Here is a 22222-nt window from a genome sequence, read left to right as displayed (position 1 = left end):
TTGGAATGCATCGCCGTGGATCAGGTTCTAGATTATGGTTCGATTGATCATAGCATTCGCGCTGGTTTCGCTCATGGGCCTAGCAACGTCCGCGTGCGTTTCAACGGTGCTCGACGTGGACGGGAGGTCAGTCCAGCCGGTTCCGGCTGCGCTTGTCGCGGAAATGAATCGCAAATCAATGTCGCGGTCAGCGCCGATCCTGATTCGGATCTTCAAGCAGGAGAGCGAGCTGGAGATCTGGAAGCGCGACAAAAGCGGCAAGTTCGCGCTCCTCAAGACCTATCCTATGTGCCGCTGGTCGGGAAAGCTTGGGCCGAAGACGCGCGAGGGCGACCGGCAGGCACCCGAAGGCTTCTATCATGTCAGCGCCGGCATGCTTAACCCGAACTCGCAATACTACCTTTCCTTCAATCTCGGATATCCCAACAGGCTCGAATCCGCACTCGGCCATACCGGGGAAGCGCTGATGGTGCACGGGGCATGCTCGTCGTCCGGCTGCTTCGCAATGACGGACGAGGGCGTGGCCGAGATTTACGCGGTGGCGCGCGAAGCGCTGAAGGGCGGCCAGACGGCGTTCCAGGTTCAGGCTTTTCCGTTCCGCATGACACCTGAAAACATGGCGAAGAACCGAAACCATCCGAGTTTCGATTACTGGATGAACCTCAAGAGGGGTTACGATATTTTCGAAGTTACGCGCCTGCAGCCTCGCGTCTCCTACTGCGCAGGCCGCTACGCGTTCAACACCGAGTTTGAAGGTGGCGAGCCGAGGGATCCCCTCGCGGCATGTCCACCGGCCATCTCCATGCCAAATCCCGTCGTCGCGGCGCGCTCGCAATCGGATCTGCGGGAAATGAACCGGATCGTCGAGGAAGGCTCGGCTGTGCGGGCGCACGCCTATTCGGACGGAGGAATGCACCCGAAATTCCGCGAGCTGCTGGGGCGCCTTGGCGACAAGGCGCTTGCCGAGCGGGTTTCTGTGGACGCGGTACCGATCAGCCGTCCCGATGCCGCTCTTGCCGATCCTCACGCCCCAAACGAAGAATAGACGTTCCCCGGTTCAGGTCAGTAGCCTGGAAACCGGTACGATGACAGCCAACAGAACGGGCTGGTGCACGAGATAGATCACGAGGCTTGTGCGCCCGCACCACGCCAGGAATCGTGCTGTCTGACCCTGCGGCGCCGATCTCGACAGATATCGTTCCAGATCAAAGGTCAGCAGCCATTTCGTCGCCGCCATGCCAAAAAGCGTGAGGCCGACCCATGGGAATATCGGCACGAAATCATTGCTCGGCGGGGGCTGGGTAAAAAAGCCGATCCAGGCCGTCAGTCTGGTGTCGAAAGCTGTCGACTCGTAGAAAAACGGAAGCGCAAAAATTGCAGTCCCGGCCGCCAAACATAGTGACGCGGGAGCGCGAATGAACAGGGCCCCTATCAGCGTCGCTGCTGCGATTGCATGAAGGATGCCGAAATAGACGAAGCTGGCCGGGAACACGAGGTACGTCACTACGGTGACGGCCGCCGCTGCGAGGGCGATGATACTCAGACGCCGCATGAATGGCGACCATCTGATCTGCGTTCGATGTGCAAGAACGAGGCTGACGCCGACGAGGATCATGAAGGTGCCGGCCAGACTGCGACCGAACATCAGCCAAGCGGGATGCTGCGCGACACCTGAGATGATGCCGGTGAACTCAAAATCCCAGACGAGATGGAACAGGACCACGCCCGCAATCGCGAGGCCACGAACGATGTCGACAGCAATGAGGCGTTGCGTCCCTGCCAAGGAGTGATCTCCGGTCTGTATTTCAGGTTCGTGTAAGAGCTCATCCCGCTGGAGGTTCAACCCCATATTTCCCGTTCGATCACCCAATCTCACATTGATTTGGCTTTGCTTAACCATCCCGGTGCATTAAATGGAGGCATGTTCCGGATGCTTTCCACTATAGCGTTCCTGTTGTTCGTGCTCATGCACGTGGCCGCCGCACCGGTCATTGCCGCGGGGTCGACTATAGAAGCGGGCGAACCGAGCCGGAATGCGACGTTGGTCTCCGAAAATTGCGACGCGGCAGGCAACGCCGGAAATTGGCAGCAGCAACGGAATGTTGCGCCGGATGCAGCCCTCCCGCGGCTTTCGACATGTCCGGATCATTGTGTGTGGTTGGTACAAGCTCTTGAGCCCCTATCTCGCGCGGTCAGCAGCCTGCGCGCACTCGCCGGATCACCCTCTCCCGCGCCCGTTCCCTTCGAGGTTTCCCTCCCGCCGCCGCAATAAACGCGATCGCCGCGGGCGAGGCCTTCTTGCCCAGATCACACGAACGTCCCGTCTCGCGGCCCATCCGGAGCGCCGCAGGCTGGTCATCATCCGGGATAACAGTTCCCGCTTGCGGCAAGCCGCAGTGCATCGTGAGCAGAAAAATCGTGAAAAGCAGCAAAGACATCCACTTCGACCCGAAGCGCCGCGCCTTCCTCGCCGGCATAACAAGTACCGCAGGTGCATTCGTCGTTTCAGGCTGTACGACAACGAACGGCGAGAACACGGCCGAGCCGGAGCCACAGCCGGACCGGTCCTATGTTTCAATGTATGCGGCGATGCCGAACGAGAGGTTTCCGATACCCGCGGTGGATATCTCGAAGGTCAACAAGCGATTTTACCGCCAACTCGTCGATGACCCCACCGGCGAACGGCCGGGGACGATCGTTGTCGATACGCGACGCTTTTTTCTTTATCTGGTCCAGCCCCGAGGCAAGGCCATGCGCTATGGCGTCGGCCTGGGTCGTGCCGGGTTCGAATGGTCGGGACGCGGCGTGATCCAATGGAAGCAGAAATGGCCGTCATGGACGCCGCCAGCCGAGATGATAGCGCGACAGCCGGAACTGGAGAAATACAGCGCTGAGAATGGGGGAATGGCACCGAGCCTCCTCAATCCGCTCGGCGCACGCGCCTTGTATATTTTCCAGGACGGCGAGGACACCCTCTACCGAGTCCACGGCACGCCCGAATACTGGACGATCGGAAAGGCGGTTTCGAGTGGCTGCGTGCGCCTTATGAACCAGGACATCATAGATTTGTACAAGCGCGTGCCCACCCCCTCGCCCATCATCGTTCGCCATGGCGCCCGTTCCATTGTCTAGAGAGAAACGCGCTTGCCCCTCTAGCTGCTGGAGGTTTTACAAATCGGGATCGCAGTTATGGAGATGTCATGAAACGCCGTCATTTTCTTGCAGGTGCGTCCGTATTTGCTGTCGCCGGCATTAATCCGCTTCCGCTGTTCGCTCAGCCCACGCAGCAGCAGTTGCTGGCACCCGGTCCGCTTCCCGAGAAAAGTTTCGGAGATGCGGGCGCACCCGTGACCGTCATTGAATACGCGTCGCTGACCTGCGGTCATTGCCGCAATTTCCATATGACGGTCTGGCCCGACTTCAAGGTCAAGTACGTCGACACGGGCAAGGTCCGCTTCATCATACGCGAGTTCCCGTTCGACCCGCGCGCCTCGGCCGGTTTCATGCTGGCACGGTGCGCCGGCGAGGACAAATGGTACCCGACGCTCGACCTGCTCTATCGCTCGCAGGACCGCTGGGCCCGGGTTTCCGACGCGACCTCGGCTCTGAAGTCGATCATGGGCATGACGGGCATGGAGGGTGAGCAGGTTGAAGCCTGTCTCCAGGATCAAGACCTGCTGGACAAGATCACGGCCATCGCTGACACGGGCAAGTCGTACGGCGTCGACTCGACACCGACCTTCTTCGTCAACGGCGAAATGTTCAAGGGCGTGCTCAGCCTCGAGCGATTCAGCGAAATCATCGACCCTCTCTTGGTTGCCGAATAAGGAGCGGACAAATGCATGAGATGACGATCATTTCCGGATTCGGCTCCGCATCGCGCGGCATCATTGCTGCAACAATCGTATTCGCTGCGGCCATGACGGCCAGCCCCGCCGTCCTTGCTCAGCAGGAGGAGATTGTGGCGCGTGTCGACGGCCAAGACATCACAGCGTCGGAGCTGGCAGTTGCCGAAGAGATGTACGCGCAGCAACTGGGCTCCATGCCCGATGATGCAAGGCGCTCGGTTCTCGTCGATGCACTGATAGACCTGCGCATCGTCGCAAACGAGGCGCGAGATCGGGGAATTGCCGGCGACGAGTCCTTCAAGCGCAGAATGGCGTTCCTGGAGCAGCAAACGCTGCGTTCCGTTTTCATCAGCGAGCAGATCTCCGCGTCTGTAACGGAAGAGGCGGTGAGGACCGCCTACGAGGCGCAAGTCGCGCGCATGCCCCGCGTTGAGGAAACCCGGATTCGGCACATCCTGCTGGATACCAAAGAGGCTGCGGCCGCGGTCATCGAGGCGCTGAACGCCGGCGAGGACTTCGCCGTTCTCGCGCGCGAACGTTCCAAGGACACGGTCTCGAAGCCTAAAGGGGGTGATCTGGGTTTCGTCGCGGCCGGCCAGTCGCTTCCGGAGATCGACGCCGCCGCCGCGAAACTGCAGGTCGATGAATACACCGCCGAGCCGGTCCGCAGTTCCTTCGGCTACCATGTGCTGAAGGCGGAAGAGAGGCGGCAGCAGCCGGCGCCGGAGTTCGAAACCGTCGCACCTCAGATTCGTCAATCGCTTCAGGCGGCGGAGCAGCAGCGCATCATTGGGGAGCTTCGGGCAGAAGCCGAAGTCGAAAAGCTGGTGCCAGACGTGACGCCGCCAGCCGCGGACGACGGTCACGACCACTAACCACATTTCATTGGCGGTTCCGGGGGGACATCATGCTCAATCGAAGGCAATTCCTGCTCACCTCTTTCGCGCTGTTCGCCGCCGTGCAGGGCGCGGCGGCCCATCCGGAAACAGGGACTGCGCTTGCCCCTCAATTCCTGCCACAAGAGGTCGATTTCGCACGGGAATATCCTGTCGGCACGATCGTCGTCGATACGGCGAACCGCTTCCTCTATCTGATCGAGTCGAAGAATATCGCTCGACGCTACGGGATAGGGGTCGGCCGGGCGGGTCTCGCCTTTTCCGGCACTGCCGAAATCGGCCGCAAGGCGAAGTGGCCCAGTTGGCGTCCGACCGACAACATGATCAGACGCAATCCCGGAAAATATGCGCGATATGCGGATGGTGTACCGGGCGGCCCGAACAATCCGCTCGGTTCACGCGCGCTGTACCTCTATCGCGACGGCCAGGACACTTTGTACCGCATCCACGGCACCACCGAACCGTCGTCGATCGGTAAAGCCGTGTCCAACGGGTGCTTCCGAATGCTGAACGAACATGTCGAAGACCTGTTCGAGCGCGTCCCGGTTGGAGCAAAGGTTGTTGTCGATTGACAAAGCCTCCTTTCGTGCTGGTTGTAGGTGCCGGTCAGGCCGGGCTCGCTGCTGGCTACCACTTGCGCAGGGCAGGCATTCCGTTCGTTATCGTCGACGGCAACGACCGCGTCGGAGACAGCTGGCGCAGGAGATATACGTCGCTGACGCTGTTCACGCCGCGCCAGTTCAGCGCGCTGCCGGGAGCGACTATTCCAGGCAACCGCGAACTTTATCCGACTCGCGACGAGTTCGCCGACTACCTTGAAGCGTATGCGCGTCTGTTCAATCTGCCGTTGCGGCTGAATTCACGCGTCGTCAGGCTGCAGCGGTCGGGTGGCGGGGAATTCGAGGCCACTTTGGAGAGTGGCGAGGTTCTGGCAGCCACGTATGTCGTCATCGCGACGGGCGGATTTCAGATTCCTCTCGTCCCGAAAATCGCCGCTGGCTTCGGGACTGCGGTGACGCAATTGGCTGCCGACACCTATCGCGATCCGGCCTCAGTGCCCGAGGGGGTGGCCCTGATCGTTGGTGACGGCGCAAGCGGTCGGGACATTGCCGCCGAGCTTGTCCCCAGTCGCCCGACCTTGCTTGCGGTAGGGAGGCCGCGCAAGCTGTTCCCGGAACGCCTATTGGGAAAGAGCATCTGGTGGTGGCTCCATTGGTCTGGGCTCATGCGTGCGCCTGCGGGCTCGGCTGTCGGGCGGCTGATGCGGCGGACCGATCCGTTTCCCGATCGCGACCGCAGCCTCGACAGCCTCGCACGCAAGGGCGTTCGACTGAAGCCCCGTCTCACGGAAGCTGCGGGAACGCGCGCGAAATTCGCTGACGGCGGCGAAGCTGAAATTGGCTCCGTCATCTGGGCCGTAGGCTACCGCGATGATAGCGATTGGGTGCAGATTTCGGCCGCCAAGAACCCGGACGGCTCTTTCGCCCACACGAACGGCGTTTCGCCGGTCCCGAACTTGTTCTTCGTCGGCAGACCATGGCAGCGCAATCGCGCCTCGGCCCTCATCATGGGCGCCGGTCGCGATGCTGGTGCCATCGTGAAACTGATTTCCGAACGGATATAGTAGCCAGATTTCCCGTCGACCGCGGATATGCGTGAAAAACTCGCGCTAATGTCCACCCTCATCTTCAACGATAACTTTGACCGGCAGCTTACCTTCATCCCCGAAATCCAGGATCACCTCGAAGCTGTCGCCTTGCTCGACGGAGTCGCGCATTCCGGACAACCAGATGTGTTCTCGCCACGCGGCAAGTGACACGGGCTTGTTTGGACGCAACTCGATGAATTCGAGCCAGTTTACCTCACCGTCCTTTGAAATGCGAAAGCCAACATCCTCAGCCAGTGGGCTCGAGGCTCCGACGAGCCGCGCGCTCTTGTCGCCACGATTGAGGATCGGGCCGTACACCGCGATACCCCCGGCACCCTCCTCGGGTGGGGATGCCCAGACATGACCGACCGCGATATCGTCGAGCTTGTAACTGTGCGCCAGTGTTTGAGACGGCGTCTGCTGGAGCACAAAGACGAGGCCCGCCGCTAGCGCCGGGACCGCCTTTTTGAACCGCGCTCCGCCACTGCGGGCGACCGCGTGCCAAAACTCCATCGCCGTCATCTAATCGTCCTCCGGTCCTCTGGCGCCTGGCCCCAAAACCGGCACGGAAACCGCGATTGGAGATGCGTTCGCAAAACGCAGCGTGAGCTTGAGTGTTTCTCCCTTCTCAATCGGCCGCTCCAGATCCATGAGCATGACATGATACCCGCCCGGCTCCATGCGAACGCTCCCACCGGCAGGCACCTCGATTGGTCCGGCCGGCACCATCTTCATGACATCGCCTTGCTTGACCGTGCGGTGAACCTCCGCGCGGCCTGCGACGGGAGTCTCCAGCGCAACGAGAGTGGCGGGGCGATCATCCTTGTTCAGGATGGTCAAGTAGGCCGCCGCAGGTCGCGAGGCCAGGATGGAGGCGCGCGCCCACGGCTGCTGGACGAAGATGGCAGCTCCATCCTGTCCCCACGCCGGAATCGCGAACGCGAGCACAAACAAGCTCAGCAAGCCGATAGGATGCGCGCGCACGGTCATGTCTCCCCACCCGCACCGCCGAATCTGGCAATGGCCTCGCGGATCGTCTCGGCCATCTCCTCCGGAGCGGTGCCGTAGCTGAAATGCGTGAGATAATCGCCGGATCTCGACATCAGATATGTGTTGCCTTGATGGCTCACGAGGTAATCGCCACTGCCCTGATAGGCTTCGCCGTCCATTCCGACCTTCTCATACGCCACCCGATATGTGCCCGCCATGGCGTCGACCTGATCAACCGTCCCGGTTAGACCGGTGATGCGCCTGTCGAATGCCTTCACATACTCAGCCATGACCTCCGGCGTGTCGCGATCCGGATCGAGGCTTACGAAAAGATATGCCACGGCATCGGCATCGTCCTTCAACAGTTCGATAGTTCGCGCGATTTCGGCCAACGTAGTCGGACATATGTCGGGACAGTTCGTGAAGCCGAAAAAGACGAGGCGTAGCTTTCCGGCGAAGTCGTCGTTGGTGACGGTCTTGCCCGTGTGATCGACGAGGGAAAACTGTCCGCCTATGGGGACTGAGCCCGGCTCTGCAAATGTGTCCTGCTTCGGCTGGCTGGCCATCAAGCCTGGCGACGGCCCGCGCATTACGTATGCAGCACCGAGGGCAACCGCCAGCACCAAAGCGACAGCGGCCAGAAAACCCGAAAGGACTCTCAAACCCCTGCTGCTCATCGTCTTGGCGCGTCGTTCTCGAATTCCACCGAGCGGGCGCCATCCAGCCTTGCATCGGTTGCTTTCGAGCCAGCCTTCAGATCGCGAGCAGCGTCGATTTCCTCGCTCGATAAATCCTTTTGCCTGAAGAAGGTGTAGGAAAGCGTGACCTCGCGGAACATTTTCGCGTTCTTGTCCTTCAGCATCTGCTCGTCGAGGTAGAGGACGAGCGGCATTCTCGCGCTCTCGCCCGGCCCGAGTTTTTCTTCCGTGAAGCAGAAGCACTCAATCTTGAAGAAGTATGGCGCCGTTGGGTACGGGGTGACATTGAACGTGGCGCGCGCGACGATCGTTTCGTCGGACTTGTTCTCAGCGTAGTAGTAAACCCTTGTCGGCTCCCCGAAGCGGGTTTCGACGCTTCGTTGCTCGGGGCGAAACTCCCAAGGCAGGCCTGGCGCAACATTGGCGTCGAAATGAACTTTGACCGTTTCGTCTGTGGTTGTGGCGGACGGCTGCTTCGCAACAGCGCGCTGTACCGTTCCGCCGTAGCCGGTCAGGTCGCAGAACATCTGGTAAAGCGTGGGCGAGTAGGCCACCAAGCCGGTCATGGCCCCCAATAGCGTTACACTGAGGGTGAGCACGCGTATATTCTTGCCGCGTAAAGTGGTCATCGGTCCAACTCAATAATCATTCTCTTGCAATCGTCTCGCGCTCCAGCATTTCGTTCAACGCGACACCACCACGCGCGCCGCTTTGACGCAGCAGAGCTGCAGGTCCCCTCCTTGACGCTACGGATCCGAAGAGGATCGTACAACCTCTAGCGGCTTTAGGTTCAAGCATCCGCTGTGCGACCGTTTCACCTCGTCAGACCTTTAACGAATGCTTCGCGTCGTGCGGCGAGTTCGGCCGGCACTCCCGCTGTCCTCATATGATTCCTGAGCAAGACCCGCTCAGGTCCGGTTGCTCTGTTGCTCTGCCGGATTCGGGATTGAAAAGCAGATTGGATAATTTGGAGCACTACGGAATAGCCGAGGAGGCGATCCACCAGACTTGCAGGACGTGATCCTGGACCGATCTCCATGAGCCTGACCGCTATGGACGGCTAGCGCTCAGCTCCACCCGCCGTTGTATGTCCGGTAAAAGATGTGGCTACCGATTTGCGTCATCTCTTCCATCCCATCAGCCCATTCGGGATTGACGTAGGTCGCATTGTAATGTGTCGATGAGCCAACTTCCCGCAGGAAGATCTTTCCCCCGGTCACGGCCATAGCCACTTCGCGGGCGGTCCGATAGGCACGGCGGTTGACGATGCGCTCGGGAAGGCCGTCACAAGCGAACGAAAATTGGCATCGTTTATACCAGTCAGCGTTTTGATAGACGACATTGCACACTTCATTGGGATATGTGGGGTTGCGCACCCTGTTCAGGATCACTTGGGCTACTGCTGCCTGCCCTTTCAGGCTCTCCCCCCGGGCCTCGAAATAAATGGCTGTCGACAGGCACTTCTGTTCTTCAGAAGAGAAGACCTTAGGCGGTAAAGGGTCCTTCATCCACACGTGGTCCCCCTCAACAACAGGAGGAACGAACCGTCCTTTCCGCTTGGTTCCGAGTAGAGCATCAAAGGGGGATGAAGGGTCGTGGAAGGGATCCGTTGGCGCGTAAGCTGTCGCTAGGATATCCGCGCCATCATTGGTGACCAGATCGGCCAGCTTTGCCGGGACGCCTGCAAGCCGATCCATTTCGGCGCTGTGAAAAAGCATTCGCTTCGTGGGTCGCTTCGCGTCGCCCACATCAAACGGTGCGAGACGCTGCGCGTTGACCGCCTGGGGACGCAATCCTAAGCGAAGGCCCAATGCAACTTCGGCCAATTGGCGCTTACCTGCTCCAGCAGATACCCTGTCCTGCTTGTCGCCTCGTACCACGTGCGGCTCGTCGGAAACATGCCGAGCATGGTTCGACTGGTCCTCGAAGACGAATTCGTTCGTCACGATGTGAGGAGCGCGCCCTACTGGATTTACCGCAGGATCTGTGCCCGCCATACCAACGACGAGCCAGATCACGGCGAAAACGGCTTTGGTGAGGTTTCTCGCTCCAAAGCATCGTTTTCGGCTGCGCCCCTGCATGCTATCCTTCCGCTTCCCTCCCGAGCAGCCTGGGTCGTTAACCTTAATGAGCCGTTAAATCAAAGTTCCCTTTCGTCGCAGGATAGGCAATTTATTGGCCGCCGCCGCTCCTAGTGGCCGTGCGTGATCTGGCCGACGACCATGGAATCGACGGCGCCCTCCAGACGTTCCCTCGTGAACATCGTCTCCGCGCTAGGCCGCAGCAGACGTAGCGCATTTGCCACCACGAGCAGCGACACGCCGACATCCGCCGCGATCGCGCCCCACATCGAGGCCATGCCGAAGGCGGTCAGGCCGACAAAGACGGCCTTGGTCGCCAGCGAGACACCGATGTTTTGGTGGATGATGGACATGGTGCGCCGCGAATGGCCGATTAGCCATGGCACTTTTCCGATGTCGTCAGTCATCAGCGCGATATCCGCCGTCTCGATCGCCGCGTCCGAGCCCACCGCGCCCATAGCAATGCCGTAGTGGGCGCGGGCCATGGCCGGGGCGTCATTCACCCCGTCGCCGATCATGGCGACCATGTCGTGGGTCGTCACCAGCTCCGTAATGGCGGCGACCTTGTCCTCGGGCAGCAGTTCGGCGCGAACCTCGTCGATGTCAACCTCGGCGGCGACGGCGCGGGCGGTGCGGTCGTTGTCGCCGGTAAGCATGACGATCTTCTTCACGCCCTGTTTGTGCAGCTGTGCAACGATTCCGCGTGCATCCGGCCGGATCCGATCACGCAGTTCCAGCAGGCCCAGAACGCCGGAGTCGTCGCCGACGGCGACCATGGTTGCGCCCGCCCCTTCGATGCGGTCGCGCAGGTCGACGGGGATTGCGGCGCCAAAACTCTTTTCGGCGGCGAACCTGTCAGACCCGAGCCAGACGGTGCGGCCGTCGAATCGGCCTTCGATGCCACGGCCTGGCACGGTGCGGGTATCCTCGGCGGCGGTCACGTCCTTGCCTGCATGGGCGAGGATCGCCTGCGCGAGCGGATGCGACGACCTGGCCTCGAGCGACGCGGCAACGGCCACCAGGTCGGCTTCCGACGTGCCGCCCAGCGGATGCACGGCGGCCACTTCGGGCTTGCCTTCGGTGATCGTGCCGGTCTTGTCGAGCGCCAGCGCCGTGGTGCGTCCCGGCGCCTCGACGTAGGCGCCGCCCTTGATCAACACGCCCGCCCGTGCCGAGGCAGTGAGCGCCGCCACGATGGAGACCGGCGTCGAGATCACCAGCGCGCACGGGCAGGCGATGACCAGCAGCACGAGCGCATTGTAGATCCAGAAGCTCCACGCCGCACCCATAAGGAGCGGCGGCAGCAGCGCGATGGCGACGGCGGCCACCATCACTATCGGGGTATAGATGCGAGCGAATTTCGACACCCACTGCTCCACCGGCGCCCGGCGCGAATGCGCGTCGCCGACCATGCGGATGATTTTTGCCAGGGTGCTGTCCGATGCGGGTTTGGTAGCGCGCACCGTCAGCGTGCCCTCGCCGTTGATGGTGCCGGCATAGACCTCGTCGCCCGCCTCCTTTGGGACCAGCGCGCTCTCGCCCGTGATCGGAGCCTGATCGACCGCACCCGCCCCATCCGTCACCTCGCCGTCGAGCGGGATGCGGTCGCCGCCGCGCACTACGAATCGGTCACCCACGACAACCTCGGCCGCGGGCACGTCCGCCTCGGTGCCGTCGCTGCGGATCACCCGCGCCGTGGCCGGCGCAAGGTCGAGAAGCGCCGCGACGGCATTGCGCGCGCGCCCCACGCTCCAGCTTTCGAGATAGAGCGACAGCGCGAAGAAGAAAGCGACAGTCGCGGCCTCGAAATATTCGCCCAGGCCGACGGCGCCGGCAACGGCAATGACCATCAACAGGTTCATGTCCGGCGACAGACGCCGCGCCGAGGACCATGCCTTGGACGCCACCAGCCAGACGCCGAATACGATAGCGAGGCCGAACAGACCTGCTTCGACCAGCGGCATCGCCGCCTCGCCGTGGCCCGCGAACAGCCCCAGCGCACCGCCCAGCCCGGTCTCCACAATGTGATACAGGAACCCTGCCGCCCAGAAGCCGCCACTGACCGCGGTGAACCGCGCCTGTTTTCTTAGGTGCACGGCGCGGTCGGCCTCGGCATTGTCGGCGTTCCAAGGTCGCGCGCCCATCCCGGTTCCCGCAACCGCCTTTATGATCTTATCGTCGGAGGCGGGATTTGCCGTCTCCAGCACCGTCATCCGACCGTTGATCACGTCGAAGGCCAAATGCTCGGCACCGCCGACCACCGGTCCGACAACGCGGTTCAGGATCGCCACTTCCTCGGCACAGTCGAGACCGCTGACCTGAAAGCTGCGCCCATTGGCATCCATCGAGGCCTCAGGCATGTCGGTAGCGCAGCACGCTTGGCCGTCGTGAGAATGCCTACGCTCGTGCCCTTGAGGGCTTTCGTGATTGTGTTCTTTTTCGGTGAGCATCGTTGTCTCCTGTCCCGCGTCGGCTGAGGTTGCGTTTCACCGTTCCGCGGTCGACTCTGATTGGTCCTTCCAAGATAGGACCTCTAGCAACTGTAGGTTCAAGACCCGATGCGAAGTTTTCAAGCGGTCTCAGATGAAGCGTCGAACGCGCCGCTTATAGTCGGAGTAGGCGTTGCCAAGCCGCGCTTCAAGCCAGGGTTCCTCGGCAAACGGCGCGATGAATGCGCTGATCATCGCCAAAAGCGCCGGCCACAATGCGAGCAAGGAATTAGCCGCAAGCACAAAGCCGGCGATGATGAGGATGTCGCCGATGTATTGGGGATTGCGTGTGAACCGGTAGGGGCCGCCAGTCACGAGTTCGCCGGCCAGTCCGGTGGTCGGCCTTGCACCGAGGACGACGACACCCCACCAGGCCAACCCATTGCCCAGAACCAGCAACACGCCGCCGGCAACGCGCCAGTGCAATGCAGCCAGTCCTAGACTGCCGTAGTCGACGATACCGATGTAAAGCGTTCCGATGATCAACAGGCCGATCAGCACCCACACCAGCCAGAACTGCCATCCCGCCTGCCCGGAGGGAGGCGGCCACACACGCTGGGCCGGTTTCGCGATGGACCAGAACAGCAGCGCAACCAGAAGCGCTGCGGATGTGACGGTGATGAAGAAGGTAATGGTGAGCATTTCGGACACCCCGCAAATGGCGCAGGGGCGTTCCCTACGCTGGAAGCCAGCACAAATGCAGCCTTGTGCATTGGCGGAGGGTGTAGTCCCTATAGAGGCTAGAGGTTCAAGGGCTGTATGGCACGGCTGACTTTCAGTGGAAAGCTAAGAACTGCCGTCGCTGCCAATGAGTACATGGCAACGAGCAACAGCTTCGGGCGTCCCACGCGTTTGGTCGGACAATCTCGCGCCAATCCCCGCCACCAGGGTGCGGCCGGGGATGCAGCGGCGGATCAATGCAGTGCGCCCACCAGCGGTGCATCGCCGTCGCGGATGCTCACCCACCGTCCAGTGTGATAGGTCGCCTGCCTCTTCAAAAACAGGTAGCCGGTCTCGTCCCAGGGGAGAATGTCATCGGTAAGATTGTCGAGGATGTAGTCGCCGACTTCCGTTCTGACGGTGAGGACGGCATGCCCCTCTCCGTTGGATTTCTTGAGAACCGTGAGCAGTAGGTTTGCGGGCGAAACGCCCTCATTCATCAGGACGCGGCGCTTTTGGAGCGCATAGTCCTCGCAATCACCCCTGTCGGTCGGATAGGTCCAGAATTCGTCCTTGCCGTAGATGTCGGTGTCATACATCGGCTTGATCGCCTTATTGATCGACTCTGATAGACTGGCGAGGCGTCGCCGAAAATCATTGCTCCACGCTATAGGACTGACGTCATTCGATCGTACCGAGCACTCCTTCGGCATGCGCTTGCACAGTTCATAGTGTCCGATCGGCTGCGAGGTCTGGCCTCCAGTCACCATTTGGCTCGGATGCGCCGACGCCGCCCCCGAAGAGGCTATACCCAACAATGTAGCGAGGATTCCCAGCAATCTCTTGCTCGGCATCGTTTCCACCCCTTCGCCCGATTCGTTACCAATACGTTAACAACGCAACGGGCGGCTGACCATTGCAGATGGGCCACAGTTCGGGATGCAATCTGCCTCGCCGGTGCAGCGGCAGGATTGCCCGCATCTCCGGCTGATTGGCGCTCGCAAGGGTCCATGTGCATCCACTCACTGCATCGCAAAGGCAATTCGCCTCGCGGTATTCCGCGAAAATACCTGCGCAGAGAATTTGGCTTGGGGAAAAGCAATATTGCGCTCGGCGTTGGATGGGCTAGGCAAGCTTTGGCGGCGTCGGCTTCACGTGATGCCTCCAACAAATATGGAAATGTCATGTCAAAGGAGCGAGAGTGAACAATCTGTGGCTGGTCATAGGTCTCGCTCTGCTTCCGGGGCTGGGCAACTTAGCCGGGGGAATGGTGGCAGAGTTCGTCCGCACGACGCCGCGTCTCCTCAACCTCGCGCTGCACGCGGCCTCTGGCATCGTCATCGGCGTCGTCGCCATCGAACTGATGCCCGAGGCGCTCGACAATCTTGCCGGCTGGTGGATCGCAGTCTCCTTCGCCGCAGGAGGCGCGGCCTATGTTGGAGCCGAGACATTAATCGAGCGGGTGACGTCGGGAGGCGGCCGCGGCGGCAGCCCAATGTGGATGATCTATGTCGCAGTCGCTGTCGACCTTTCGGGGGACGGGTTGATGATTGGATCGGGCTCGGCGGTCGCGACGTCGCTCGCCATCGTCCTAGCGGCCGGGCAGGTGCTGGCGGATTTTCCCGAAGGCTATTCGGTGGTAGCGAATTTGAGGGAGAAGAAGGTGTCCCGGGGCCGGCGAATTCTCGTCTCGCTCTCCTTCCCCCTCTATTGCATAGGGGCGGCCCTGATTGCCTGGTTCCTTCTGCGGAACGCGCCCGACGCCGCCAAGTACGTCGCCCTGAGCTTCGTCGCCGGCCTGCTGACGGTCGCCGCTGTGGAGGATATGCTGGAGGAAGCGCATGAGGCCGCGGGAGATACGCGAAGCTCTACGCTCGCCTTCGTCTGCGGCTTTGCGCTTTTCGCGCTCGTGTCCGCCGGACTCAGCTCCCTCCTCGGCAAAGACGGTTCGCCAGGGGGAGGCACCGCAGGAATTTCCACGTTGAAGGATCAGATGATCTATGCCTCATGATCACGGCCACGCCCACATAGATCCGAAATCGGGGGACCGGCGGGTCTCCGTCGCCATTTGGGCGAATGGCCTCCTGACCGTCGCGCAGATCGTCGGCGGCATCCTGGCTGGCAGTCTCGCGCTGATCGCCGACGCGCTGCACAACTTCTCGGACATGGCCTCGCTCGTCATTGCCTTCGCGGCACGCAAGATTGCGCGCCGCCCGGCCGACAAACGCATGACATTCGGCTATGGCCGCATCGAGATTGTCGCCGCCCTGATCAACTATACCACGCTCATACTCGTCGGCTTCTACCTGATCTATGAGGGCGGCATGCGGATGATCGATCCTCCTGAGGTCCAGGGTTGGACCGTGGTGATCTTCGGCAGCATCGCCCTCGCAGTAGATACGCTGACGGCCCTCCTCACCTACTCGATGCAGAAAGGCAGCGTGAACATACGCGCGCTCTTCCTGCACAACCTGTCGGACGCGCTTGCATCGGTCGCCGTGATTATCGGCGGCTCCCTCATTATCCTTTACGACATGCGCTGGGTTGACCCCGCGATCACGATCGGTATCGCGCTCTACATCTTGTATCTTGCCTTCACCGAAATCAGTGGCCCAATCCGGACGCTGATGCTGGGGAGCCCGCCGGATATCGACAGCGACGCCGTGATCGACTCGATGCGAAACGTCGCCGGGGTCCGAGACGTTCATCACGTGCATCTCTGGCAGATGCAGGAGCACGAGGCGGCGCTTGACTGCCACGTGGTCCTGGCAGCGAATGGCTGGAAGCGCATTGAATCTGTCAAGGCCGACATCAAGGAGCGCTTGAAGAACGGCTTCGGCATCACCCATTCCAGCCTGGAGTTCGAGCACGTCGATTCCGCACACAGTGACGCCGATCTCTATGGACATGACGGGGCGGTGGGAAAGGAGAACGACCATGTTCACCGAAACGCTGACAGCGCAGGATGACGTCGTGGGGATTGCCTGCGAAGGCAAGCTGACCGAAGACGACCTGAAACGGATGCACGCGCTGCTGCACGAGCGGCTGCAGGCGGAAGCCGAGCCTGGCCTTGTCGTCGATCTCACAGGATTCGAAGGTTACGAGGGGCTCGCCGCGCTGCGCGAGGACATGAAGATGGACACGACCCACCGCAACGACTTTCGCCGTATCGCCGTCGTCGGCGACAGCAAATGGATGGAATGGGGAACGTCGCTGGCCGGGCTTCTGACGCGTTCTGAGATGCGCTGGTTCGGGCCCGGCGAAAAGGAAGCGGCTGCCGAGTGGGCTCGCAGAGGCTGATCCATTCTGTTGTCGGCAGGCACTAGCCGGGCGGTCGCGGCCGATCTGGGTGCTCCTTGTTCTGCTGATCACCCTTGTCCGGCTGTCTGTCGTTACCAGCGCACCTGCGGATCGACTGGCTGCTCGCGGCAGCGAGAACCGCGTCGGCATGATCGTCAGAAGTCGAACAACTCGCTCAGGAACGATTCCTTCTTCTTGCGATACGGCTTGCCGCCGTGCCCGTGACCTTGCGGCGGGGCGCCTCTCGGCTTGGTAAAGGAGCCGACTATGTCGCCGATCGCTCCATGATCTTGTCCAACTCGCCACGGTCCAGCCACACGCCGCGGCACTTCGGGCAATAATCGATCTCGACACCGCTGCGTTCGGGCATGACGAGTGTTTCATTGTCAACGGGACATTGCATGCGCTCGCATCTCCTGTTCTCGCTTCCGCTCTGAGGTCAATTCCGTTCCGAAATAACTTCTCGATCTCCCGATTCAACCAGGGTCTCTTCCGGGCCGTGACCCGCGCTTGCACTGGGACAACTGCGATGCTAAATTGCAAATCGTTTGCATTTGCAGGAATGAAAGATGGGCGAGATCACCGATTGGTTCAGGGTAAAATTGAGCAGGCGCGGCATGCTGGGCGCTGGTATCCTGGCGGCTGGGGGATCGGCCGTAGCTGCCACCGGCGCCGCGCAGCAGCCCGCCCCAGCGGAGCGTTCCAGCGGCTCGGGGCACGACGGATTGGGCTCAGCCGGTCACGGCTCGAGCCACGGCGCGATGATGACCGTCGGCGAGGTCGATGAGGAGCGCAACGGCTTCGACACCATGAAGATGCTGACTGACTGGGAGACCGGCACCGTCTCGCGCCTGCCCGGCGGGCGGGTTCTGCGCACCTTCGAGATCGATGCCGTCGACAAGGAGATCGAGATCGCCCCCGGCGTCATGTTCCCGGCATGGACCTATAACGGCCGGGTACCGGGGCCGGCGCTGCGCGCCACAGAAGGCGAGAGGCTGAAGATCGTCTTTCGTAACTTCGGCTCTCACCCACATTCGATCCACTGTCACAATATCCATTCCGCGCGCATGGACGGCATTCCCGGCGCCGGCGTGATCGCGCCGGGCGAGGAGTTCGTCTACGAGTTCGACGCCGTACCCTTCGGCTGCCACCTCTATCATTGCCATGCGCTGCCGCTGAAACGGCACATCCACAAGGGGCTCTACGGGCTCTTCGTCATTGACCCCGACCCCGCGCTTCACCCGGAACACGCCGATGTCGCCCGGTCTCGCCTGCTCGGCACGCCGGAGAATGCGGAGTGGCAGGAACTGGCGATGGTGATGAACGCCTTCGACACCAATTTCGACGACGAGAATGAGGTCTATGCCGTCAACACGGTCGCGCATACCTACATGAAGCGGCCGATCCCGATACGGCGCGACAAGCCGGTGCGGGTCTACCTCGTGAACGCCGTCGAATTCGATCCGATCAATTCCCTCCACCTTCATGCGAATTTCTTTGACTACTACGATCACGGTACGACGCTGACGCCGACGCTTCGAACGGTCGATACGGTCATGCAGTGCCAGGCCCAGCGCGGCATTCTCGAGTTCTCCTTCAAGGACCACGAGCCGGGGCTCTATATGTTCCATGCGCACCAGTCGGAGTTTGCCGAGCTCGGCTGGATGAGCTTCTTCGATGTTCAGGAGGCCGTGGCATGAATGAAGCGCACCCCGTCACCGAAGCAGGATCGACTCCGGCCGAAGAAGCGCCGCGCTCCCGCGCACCCCTCGTCTGGCTCGTTTTGCCGCTCGCCGTGCTAGCGCTTGCGGTTGCATGGCTTGTCGCGGCCGACCCGTTGAGAAGTTTCGACAACGGTGCGCCCCCCGTGGAGAACCTGACATTCGAGCGAACGGTCCTGTCGTCGGGCGGCATCGACGTACTCGTCCGCGCCGGCGGCTCGGAACCGATGACCATCGCCCAGGTCCTTGTCGACGATGCCTATTGGGAGTTTTCCCAGGATCCGTCAGGACCACTCGCGCGCGGGGAGACCGCCTGGATCCATCTGCCCTATCCCTGGGTTCAGGGTGAAGCGCACGCGGTGAAGATCATCACCAGTACCGGTGCAACCTTCGAGCACGAAATCCCGGTCGCCGTGCCGACGCCGGTGCCCACCACGGGAAGCCTCGTCAATCAGGCGCTCCTGGGCGCCTTTGTCGGCATCGTTCCCGTTGCGATCGGGCTTATGTTCTATCCGGCGCTGCGCGGCATCGGGCGCGGCGGCATGAACTTCCTTCTCGCCATGACCGTGGGCCTGCTGGTCTTCCTGATGATAGACGCCGGAGGGGAGGCATTCGAGCTTGCGGACGAAGCCGCGGCCATCTTCCAGGGCCAGGCGATGGTTGTTCTGGCGGCTGCGGCAAGCTTTCTGCTGCTCATGGCGATCGGCCGCCGCGACGGCACACCGGCCGGGCTGGCGCTCGCGACATTCATCGCCCTCGGCATCGGCCTGCACAATCTCGGCGAGGGCCTCGCCATTGGCGCGGCCTTCGCGTCTGGGGCGGCGGGTCTCGGTACCTTCCTGGTCCTCGGCTTCACGCTTCACAATATCACCGAGGGGATCGGGATTGCCGCCCCGATGCTAAAGGGGCGACCCGCTCTGTGGATATTTCCGGCGCTGACGCTGCTTGCCGGCGGCCCGGCGGTACTCGGACTCTGGATCGGAAGCCTCGCCCATGCGCCGCAATGGTCGGCGCTGGCGCTGGCGATTGGGGCGGGCGCCATCCTTCAGGTCGTCATTGAGGTTGCCGCCTATCTCATGAAATCCGACGGGCGTGGCGTCGCGGCCCTGTCCTCGTGGCCTGTCCTGTCCGGAGCCGCCTTCGGGGTGGCGTTCATGTACGCCACGGCCATGCTGGTGAAGATCTGACTTGATCTAATTCCGGGTGTTCGGGGAAGCGGGAAAGTGGCAGTCGGGATCGACATGCCGTCATGAATCGTCCCATCCCCCGCTCAGGGCTCGCGCGGCCATTGCGGATGCAGATCGTCGATGACGAAAGCATGGGCGTGGCGCAGGCCGCCGCTGGGTATGCCCTCTTTCCAATGCGGGTCATCGGCAGGCAGTTCGGGATGTCTGTGCGGGATCGTCTCCTTGTCGGTCGCCGGCCAGAGAAACAGCGCCGCCGCCAATGCTGCAGCGGCGATGACGGCAAGAACCAGGAATGTCGGGACCAGTCCAATTGTGGCGCCCAGCCAACCCGCCAACGGATAGGTAGCAAGCCAACAGGCATGCGACAGGGCAAATTGCGCGGCAAAAAGGGCCGGTCGATCCTCGGGATGCGAGGAGCGCCGCAGCAATCGGCCGGAAGGCGTTTGCGCGGTGGAATAGCCGATCCCGATCACGAACCAGAGCGGCAGAAGGACAGCAAAGCCTGGGACAACGGTTCCCGCAATGAGGCCTGCGATCATGACCGCGACGCCAGCGAGCATCGCTACACGGTCGGAGATGGTTTCGAGCAGCTTCGGCAGGGCAAGCGCGGCCAGCATCGACCCGCCACCGAAAGCCGCAAGCGCCAAGGCTGTCGATTGCTGAGAAAGACCGAATGCGCCTTGTACAATGACCACAGTGTTGACGATCACCATCGCACCGGCCGCGGCGACGGCCATGTTAATTGCCAGCAGGCCGCGCAACCGCGGTGTTGCCAGATAGATGCGCATCCCACGCGTGGTTCGTTCGTATATCGGCCGCGGCGTGGTCGGTTTCGGGCTGGGCAGCAAGACCGAGACAACCAGGGCGGCCGATGCGAGGAAGCCGATGACGGTGCCTGCGAACAACGTATGAAAGCTCATCAGCGTGAGCAGCAGCGCGGCCAGCATCGGACTCACCAGGCTTTCAAGATCGTAGGCCAGCCGCGACAGGGACAAGGCACGTGTATAGTCCTTCTCGTCGGGCAGAACATCGGGGATCGTCGCCTGGAACGTTGGGGTGAATGCCGCCGATGCCGATTGCAGCAGGAAGATCAGCACATAGACCTGCCAGACCTCGGTGATGAATGGCAATAACACCGCGATTGCCGCGCGCACCAGATCGAGGCTGACCAGCATGGCGCGCCGGGGAAGGCGTTCGGCGAACGCTGCCGCAACCGGCGCAACGCCGACATAAGCGATCATCTTGATGGCGAGCGCGGTACCGAGGACCGCCCCGGCATCGGCTCCTGCCAGATCGAATGCCAGCAACCCAAGCGCAACGGTTGCCAGTCCCGTGCCGATCAGGGCGATGACCTGTGCGCTGAAGAGATGCCGATAAGTGCGGTTCGCCAGGATTTCGAGCATCGGCGTTTCACAGATATTTCGTGATCGCCTTGAATTCGGCGATCGAGCGCTTCTGCACTTCCGGCAAGCCCTCAGCGGCTTCGGCGAGACAATGGTCGAGATGATCCCGGATCAGCGTTTTCTTGGCTTCGGCAATCGCTTTTTCGACCGCGTGGAGCTGCTGAGCCAGTTCGAGGCACGGTCGGCCGTCCTCGATCATTCCGATCACGCCACGCAGATGACCTTCAGCGCGTTTGAGGCGCTTGATGACGGCGGGATGTGTGGAATGGATAGGGTCGGACATGCCTCACGATATCCTCCCTGGGGGGATATGGTCAATGACCGCGATACCGTACCGACCAGCAGCAAATTGAGCCAAGACAGCTTCGATCAAGAACAACTGGCCTCTACCGATTCACGCGAGAGCGGTTCGAGAAGGCCGTCAATACCGCGGTCGTCGGCCAGATCACGCTCGGACATTGAGGCAGAGGACAAGCCTGATCGACATCTCGAATTTGAGCCGATCCCCGGTCCGACAGGAGGCGAACAGCCTGTTGCCGAAGATTTGAGCTGGATTAGCCGATCGTAGACAGCACCGGAAACGTCTCCAGCAGCCAGAAGGCAAAGGTGGAGAGGTAGCCGGTCATCATGGCGATGCCCATCGCGATCATGACCACTCCGGCCAGCACTCGCAGACTGCGTCCGAGGCGTCCGAACGCTTTCAACTTGGCGGACAGCGTGTCGGTGAACAGCGCGGCAAGCAGGAACGGCACGCCGAGACCCAGCGAATAGATCGTGAGCAGCGCGACGCCGTCAGCGAGCGTCGCCGACGCGGCGCCGACTGTCAGGATGGCGCCGAGGATCGGACCGATGCACGGTGTCCAACCAAAGGCGAAGGCCAGGCCGAGGACATAGGCCGAGACGGTTCGTCCGCCGGGCAGATCAAGGTGGAAGCGTGCCTCGCGCATCATCCATGCCGGGCGGATCGTTCCGAGCATGAACAGCCCGAACAGCGTGACGATCCCGCCCCCGACGATGTTCAACTCGAACCGGTAACTGAGCAGCAACTGGCCAAGCGCCGAGGCGCTGGCTCCGAGAATCACGAAGACGGTGGTGAAACCGAGCACGAAGCAGAGGCTGAGACCCAGCGTCGCGCTTCGGGCGACAGCGATCTCGCCGGACGGGGAAGCAAAGGTCGACCGGCCAGCGACATAGGAAACATATCCCGGCACCAGCGGCAGCACGCAAGGCGACAGGAACGAAATAATGCCGGCCACGAAGGCGCTGAGGATACCGATATTGGAGAGTTCAGGCATTTGGAC

The 22222-nt window shown here is 61.6% G+C and carries 23 protein-coding genes and 1 pseudogene; 11 read left to right on the top strand and 13 right to left on the bottom strand.

Annotation, left to right across the window (positions count from 1 at the left end):
• Positions 1 to 34: 34 nt before the first annotated feature.
• Positions 35 to 1045: a L,D-transpeptidase family protein gene (locus EP380_RS21830; protein WP_127600845.1), complete on the top strand. Its 1011-nt coding sequence runs from the start codon at positions 35 to 37 to the stop codon at positions 1043 to 1045.
• A 12-nt stretch (positions 1046 to 1057) separates the two neighbouring features.
• Here the strand turns inward: EP380_RS21830 and EP380_RS21825 are convergent, their stop codons facing one another.
• Entirely contained in the window at positions 1058 to 1783 is a 726-nt protein-coding gene (locus tag EP380_RS21825) for a heparan-alpha-glucosaminide N-acetyltransferase (protein ID WP_127600843.1), read from the bottom strand.
• A 620-nt stretch (positions 1784 to 2403) separates the two neighbouring features.
• Between EP380_RS21825 and EP380_RS21820 the strand changes: the two genes are divergently transcribed.
• From EP380_RS21820 to EP380_RS21800, 5 genes are all read left to right on the top strand, one after another.
• Entirely contained in the window at positions 2404 to 3132 is a 729-nt protein-coding gene (locus tag EP380_RS21820) for a L,D-transpeptidase (protein WP_238719992.1), read from the top strand.
• Positions 3133 to 3200: 68 nt separating this feature from the next.
• Positions 3201 to 3827, top strand: coding sequence for a DsbA family protein (locus tag EP380_RS21815; protein ID WP_127600841.1), 627 nt, complete (start codon positions 3201 to 3203; stop codon positions 3825 to 3827).
• An 11-nt stretch (positions 3828 to 3838) separates the two neighbouring features.
• Positions 3839 to 4723: a foldase protein PrsA gene (locus tag EP380_RS21810; RefSeq protein WP_238719991.1), complete on the top strand. Its 885-nt coding sequence runs from the start codon at positions 3839 to 3841 to the stop codon at positions 4721 to 4723.
• A 32-nt stretch (positions 4724 to 4755) separates the two neighbouring features.
• Positions 4756 to 5316 (top strand): L,D-transpeptidase, encoded by a 561-nt coding sequence (locus tag EP380_RS21805; RefSeq protein ID WP_127600840.1) that lies wholly within the window; start codon positions 4756 to 4758, stop codon positions 5314 to 5316.
• The gene (locus EP380_RS21800; protein ID WP_127600838.1) at positions 5313 to 6368 is read left to right on the top strand and encodes a flavin-containing monooxygenase; all 1056 of its coding nucleotides are present in this window, start codon (positions 5313 to 5315) and stop codon (positions 6366 to 6368) included. Before EP380_RS21805 ends, EP380_RS21800 begins: the two co-directional genes overlap by 4 nt.
• 45 nt (positions 6369 to 6413) lie before the next feature.
• Here EP380_RS21800 and EP380_RS21795 read toward each other — a convergent pair whose 3' ends face one another.
• The 8 genes from EP380_RS21795 to EP380_RS21760 all read right to left on the bottom strand — a co-directional run bounded on the left by EP380_RS21795 (position 6414) and on the right by EP380_RS21760 (position 14164).
• A complete protein-coding gene (locus EP380_RS21795; protein ID WP_127600836.1) occupies positions 6414 to 6914 on the bottom strand; it encodes a copper chaperone PCu(A)C in 501 nt (166 codons plus the stop codon).
• On the bottom strand, positions 6915 to 7382 hold the full coding sequence (locus tag EP380_RS21790) for a copper chaperone PCu(A)C (RefSeq protein WP_127600834.1): 468 nt from the start codon (positions 7380 to 7382) through the stop codon (positions 6915 to 6917).
• Positions 7379 to 8059, bottom strand: coding sequence for an SCO family protein (locus EP380_RS21785; protein WP_127600832.1), 681 nt, complete (start codon positions 8057 to 8059; stop codon positions 7379 to 7381). The genes EP380_RS21790 and EP380_RS21785 overlap by 4 nt, the downstream gene beginning before the upstream one ends.
• Positions 8056 to 8709, bottom strand: a complete 654-nt coding sequence (locus EP380_RS21780) for a cytochrome c oxidase assembly protein (RefSeq protein ID WP_127600830.1) — start codon at positions 8707 to 8709, stop codon at positions 8056 to 8058. Before EP380_RS21780 ends, EP380_RS21785 begins: the two co-directional genes overlap by 4 nt.
• Positions 8710 to 9147: 438 nt before the next feature.
• A complete protein-coding gene (locus EP380_RS21775) occupies positions 9148 to 10161 on the bottom strand; it encodes a cell wall hydrolase (RefSeq protein ID WP_127600828.1) in 1014 nt (337 codons plus the stop codon).
• A gap of 110 nt (positions 10162 to 10271) precedes the next feature.
• Entirely contained in the window at positions 10272 to 12611 is a 2340-nt protein-coding gene (locus tag EP380_RS21770) for a heavy metal translocating P-type ATPase (RefSeq protein WP_238719990.1), read from the bottom strand.
• Between the two features lie 129 nt (positions 12612 to 12740).
• Positions 12741 to 13292, bottom strand: coding sequence for a methyltransferase family protein (locus EP380_RS21765; protein WP_127600826.1), 552 nt, complete (start codon positions 13290 to 13292; stop codon positions 12741 to 12743).
• A gap of 272 nt (positions 13293 to 13564) precedes the next feature.
• On the bottom strand, positions 13565 to 14164 hold the full coding sequence (locus EP380_RS21760) for a transglutaminase-like cysteine peptidase (RefSeq protein ID WP_127600824.1): 600 nt from the start codon (positions 14162 to 14164) through the stop codon (positions 13565 to 13567).
• A gap of 347 nt (positions 14165 to 14511) precedes the next feature.
• Here EP380_RS21760 and EP380_RS21755 point away from each other — a divergent pair, with 347 nt between their 5' ends.
• From EP380_RS21755 to EP380_RS21745, 3 genes are read left to right on the top strand one after another with little or no spacing between them, the layout of a single operon-like run.
• A complete protein-coding gene (locus EP380_RS21755) occupies positions 14512 to 15321 on the top strand; it encodes a ZIP family metal transporter (protein ID WP_127600822.1) in 810 nt (269 codons plus the stop codon).
• Complete coding sequence (locus EP380_RS21750; protein WP_127600820.1) at positions 15311 to 16279, top strand: cation diffusion facilitator family transporter; 969 nt, start codon at positions 15311 to 15313, stop codon at positions 16277 to 16279. The genes EP380_RS21755 and EP380_RS21750 overlap by 11 nt, the downstream gene beginning before the upstream one ends.
• A complete protein-coding gene (locus tag EP380_RS21745; RefSeq protein WP_127600818.1) occupies positions 16248 to 16610 on the top strand; it encodes a SpoIIAA family protein in 363 nt (120 codons plus the stop codon). Before EP380_RS21750 ends, EP380_RS21745 begins: the two co-directional genes overlap by 32 nt.
• 155 nt (positions 16611 to 16765) lie before the next feature.
• Here EP380_RS21745 and EP380_RS24100 read toward each other — a convergent pair.
• Positions 16766 to 17013: pseudogene (locus EP380_RS24100) on the bottom strand (TFIIB-type zinc ribbon-containing protein).
• 166 nt (positions 17014 to 17179) lie between these two features.
• On the opposite strand from EP380_RS24100, the gene EP380_RS21735 reads away from it, so the two are divergent.
• Together EP380_RS21735 and EP380_RS21730 are read left to right on the top strand one after the other, a co-directional pair.
• Positions 17180 to 18310, top strand: coding sequence for a multicopper oxidase domain-containing protein (locus EP380_RS21735; protein ID WP_127600816.1), 1131 nt, complete (start codon positions 17180 to 17182; stop codon positions 18308 to 18310).
• Positions 18307 to 19518 (top strand): ZIP family metal transporter, encoded by a 1212-nt coding sequence (locus EP380_RS21730; protein ID WP_127600813.1) that lies wholly within the window; start codon positions 18307 to 18309, stop codon positions 19516 to 19518. The genes EP380_RS21735 and EP380_RS21730 overlap by 4 nt, the downstream gene beginning before the upstream one ends.
• An 83-nt stretch (positions 19519 to 19601) precedes the next feature.
• On the opposite strand, the gene EP380_RS21725 is transcribed toward EP380_RS21730, so the two are convergent.
• From EP380_RS21725 to EP380_RS21715, 3 genes are all read right to left on the bottom strand, one after another.
• On the bottom strand, positions 19602 to 20921 hold the full coding sequence (locus tag EP380_RS21725; protein ID WP_127600811.1) for an MFS transporter: 1320 nt from the start codon (positions 20919 to 20921) through the stop codon (positions 19602 to 19604).
• 7 nt (positions 20922 to 20928) lie between these two features.
• On the bottom strand, positions 20929 to 21204 hold the full coding sequence (locus tag EP380_RS21720; protein ID WP_127600808.1) for a metal-sensing transcriptional repressor: 276 nt from the start codon (positions 21202 to 21204) through the stop codon (positions 20929 to 20931).
• Between the two features lie 271 nt (positions 21205 to 21475).
• Complete coding sequence (locus EP380_RS21715) at positions 21476 to 22216, bottom strand: cytochrome c biogenesis CcdA family protein (RefSeq protein WP_127600806.1); 741 nt, start codon at positions 22214 to 22216, stop codon at positions 21476 to 21478.
• Between the last annotated feature and the right edge of the window lie 6 nt (positions 22217 to 22222).

This window comes from Nitratireductor alexandrii (assembly GCF_004000215.1).
Classification (GTDB): Bacteria; Pseudomonadota; Alphaproteobacteria; order Rhizobiales; family Rhizobiaceae; genus Mangrovimarina; species Mangrovimarina alexandrii.
The sequence above is the reverse complement of the archived record's forward strand: the minus strand, read 5'-3'. Positions and strand labels throughout refer to the sequence as shown.

Bases quoted from the DNA above. Each gene is read 5' to 3' on its own strand.
- EP380_RS21745 (WP_127600818.1), top strand. From the start codon at position 16,248: ATGTTCACCGAAACGCTGACAGCGCAGGATGACGTCGTGGGGATTGCC.
- EP380_RS21790 (WP_127600834.1), bottom strand. From the start codon at position 7,382: ATGACCGTGCGCGCGCATCCTATCGGCTTGCTGAGCTTGTTTGTGCTC.
- EP380_RS21735 (WP_127600816.1), top strand. From the start codon at position 17,180: ATGGGCGAGATCACCGATTGGTTCAGGGTAAAATTGAGCAGGCGCGGC.
- EP380_RS21785 (WP_127600832.1), bottom strand. From the start codon at position 8,059: ATGAGCAGCAGGGGTTTGAGAGTCCTTTCGGGTTTTCTGGCCGCTGTC.
- EP380_RS21775 (WP_127600828.1), bottom strand. From the start codon at position 10,161: ATGCAGGGGCGCAGCCGAAAACGATGCTTTGGAGCGAGAAACCTCACC.
- EP380_RS21750 (WP_127600820.1), top strand. From the start codon at position 15,311: ATGCCTCATGATCACGGCCACGCCCACATAGATCCGAAATCGGGGGAC.
- EP380_RS21805 (WP_127600840.1), top strand. From the start codon at position 4,756: ATGCTCAATCGAAGGCAATTCCTGCTCACCTCTTTCGCGCTGTTCGCC.
- EP380_RS21810 (WP_238719991.1), top strand. From the start codon at position 3,839: ATGCATGAGATGACGATCATTTCCGGATTCGGCTCCGCATCGCGCGGC.
- EP380_RS21730 (WP_127600813.1), top strand. From the start codon at position 18,307: ATGAATGAAGCGCACCCCGTCACCGAAGCAGGATCGACTCCGGCCGAA.
- EP380_RS21780 (WP_127600830.1), bottom strand. From the start codon at position 8,709: ATGACCACTTTACGCGGCAAGAATATACGCGTGCTCACCCTCAGTGTA.
- EP380_RS21815 (WP_127600841.1), top strand. From the start codon at position 3,201: ATGAAACGCCGTCATTTTCTTGCAGGTGCGTCCGTATTTGCTGTCGCC.
- EP380_RS21720 (WP_127600808.1), bottom strand. From the start codon at position 21,204: ATGTCCGACCCTATCCATTCCACACATCCCGCCGTCATCAAGCGCCTC.
- EP380_RS21765 (WP_127600826.1), bottom strand. From the start codon at position 13,292: ATGCTCACCATTACCTTCTTCATCACCGTCACATCCGCAGCGCTTCTG.
- EP380_RS21795 (WP_127600836.1), bottom strand. From the start codon at position 6,914: ATGACGGCGATGGAGTTTTGGCACGCGGTCGCCCGCAGTGGCGGAGCG.
- EP380_RS21760 (WP_127600824.1), bottom strand. From the start codon at position 14,164: ATGCCGAGCAAGAGATTGCTGGGAATCCTCGCTACATTGTTGGGTATA.
- EP380_RS21725 (WP_127600811.1), bottom strand. From the start codon at position 20,921: ATGCTCGAAATCCTGGCGAACCGCACTTATCGGCATCTCTTCAGCGCA.
- EP380_RS21770 (WP_238719990.1), bottom strand. From the start codon at position 12,611: ATGCTCACCGAAAAAGAACACAATCACGAAAGCCCTCAAGGGCACGAG.
- EP380_RS21715 (WP_127600806.1), bottom strand. From the start codon at position 22,216: ATGCCTGAACTCTCCAATATCGGTATCCTCAGCGCCTTCGTGGCCGGC.
- EP380_RS21830 (WP_127600845.1), top strand. From the start codon at position 35: ATGGTTCGATTGATCATAGCATTCGCGCTGGTTTCGCTCATGGGCCTA.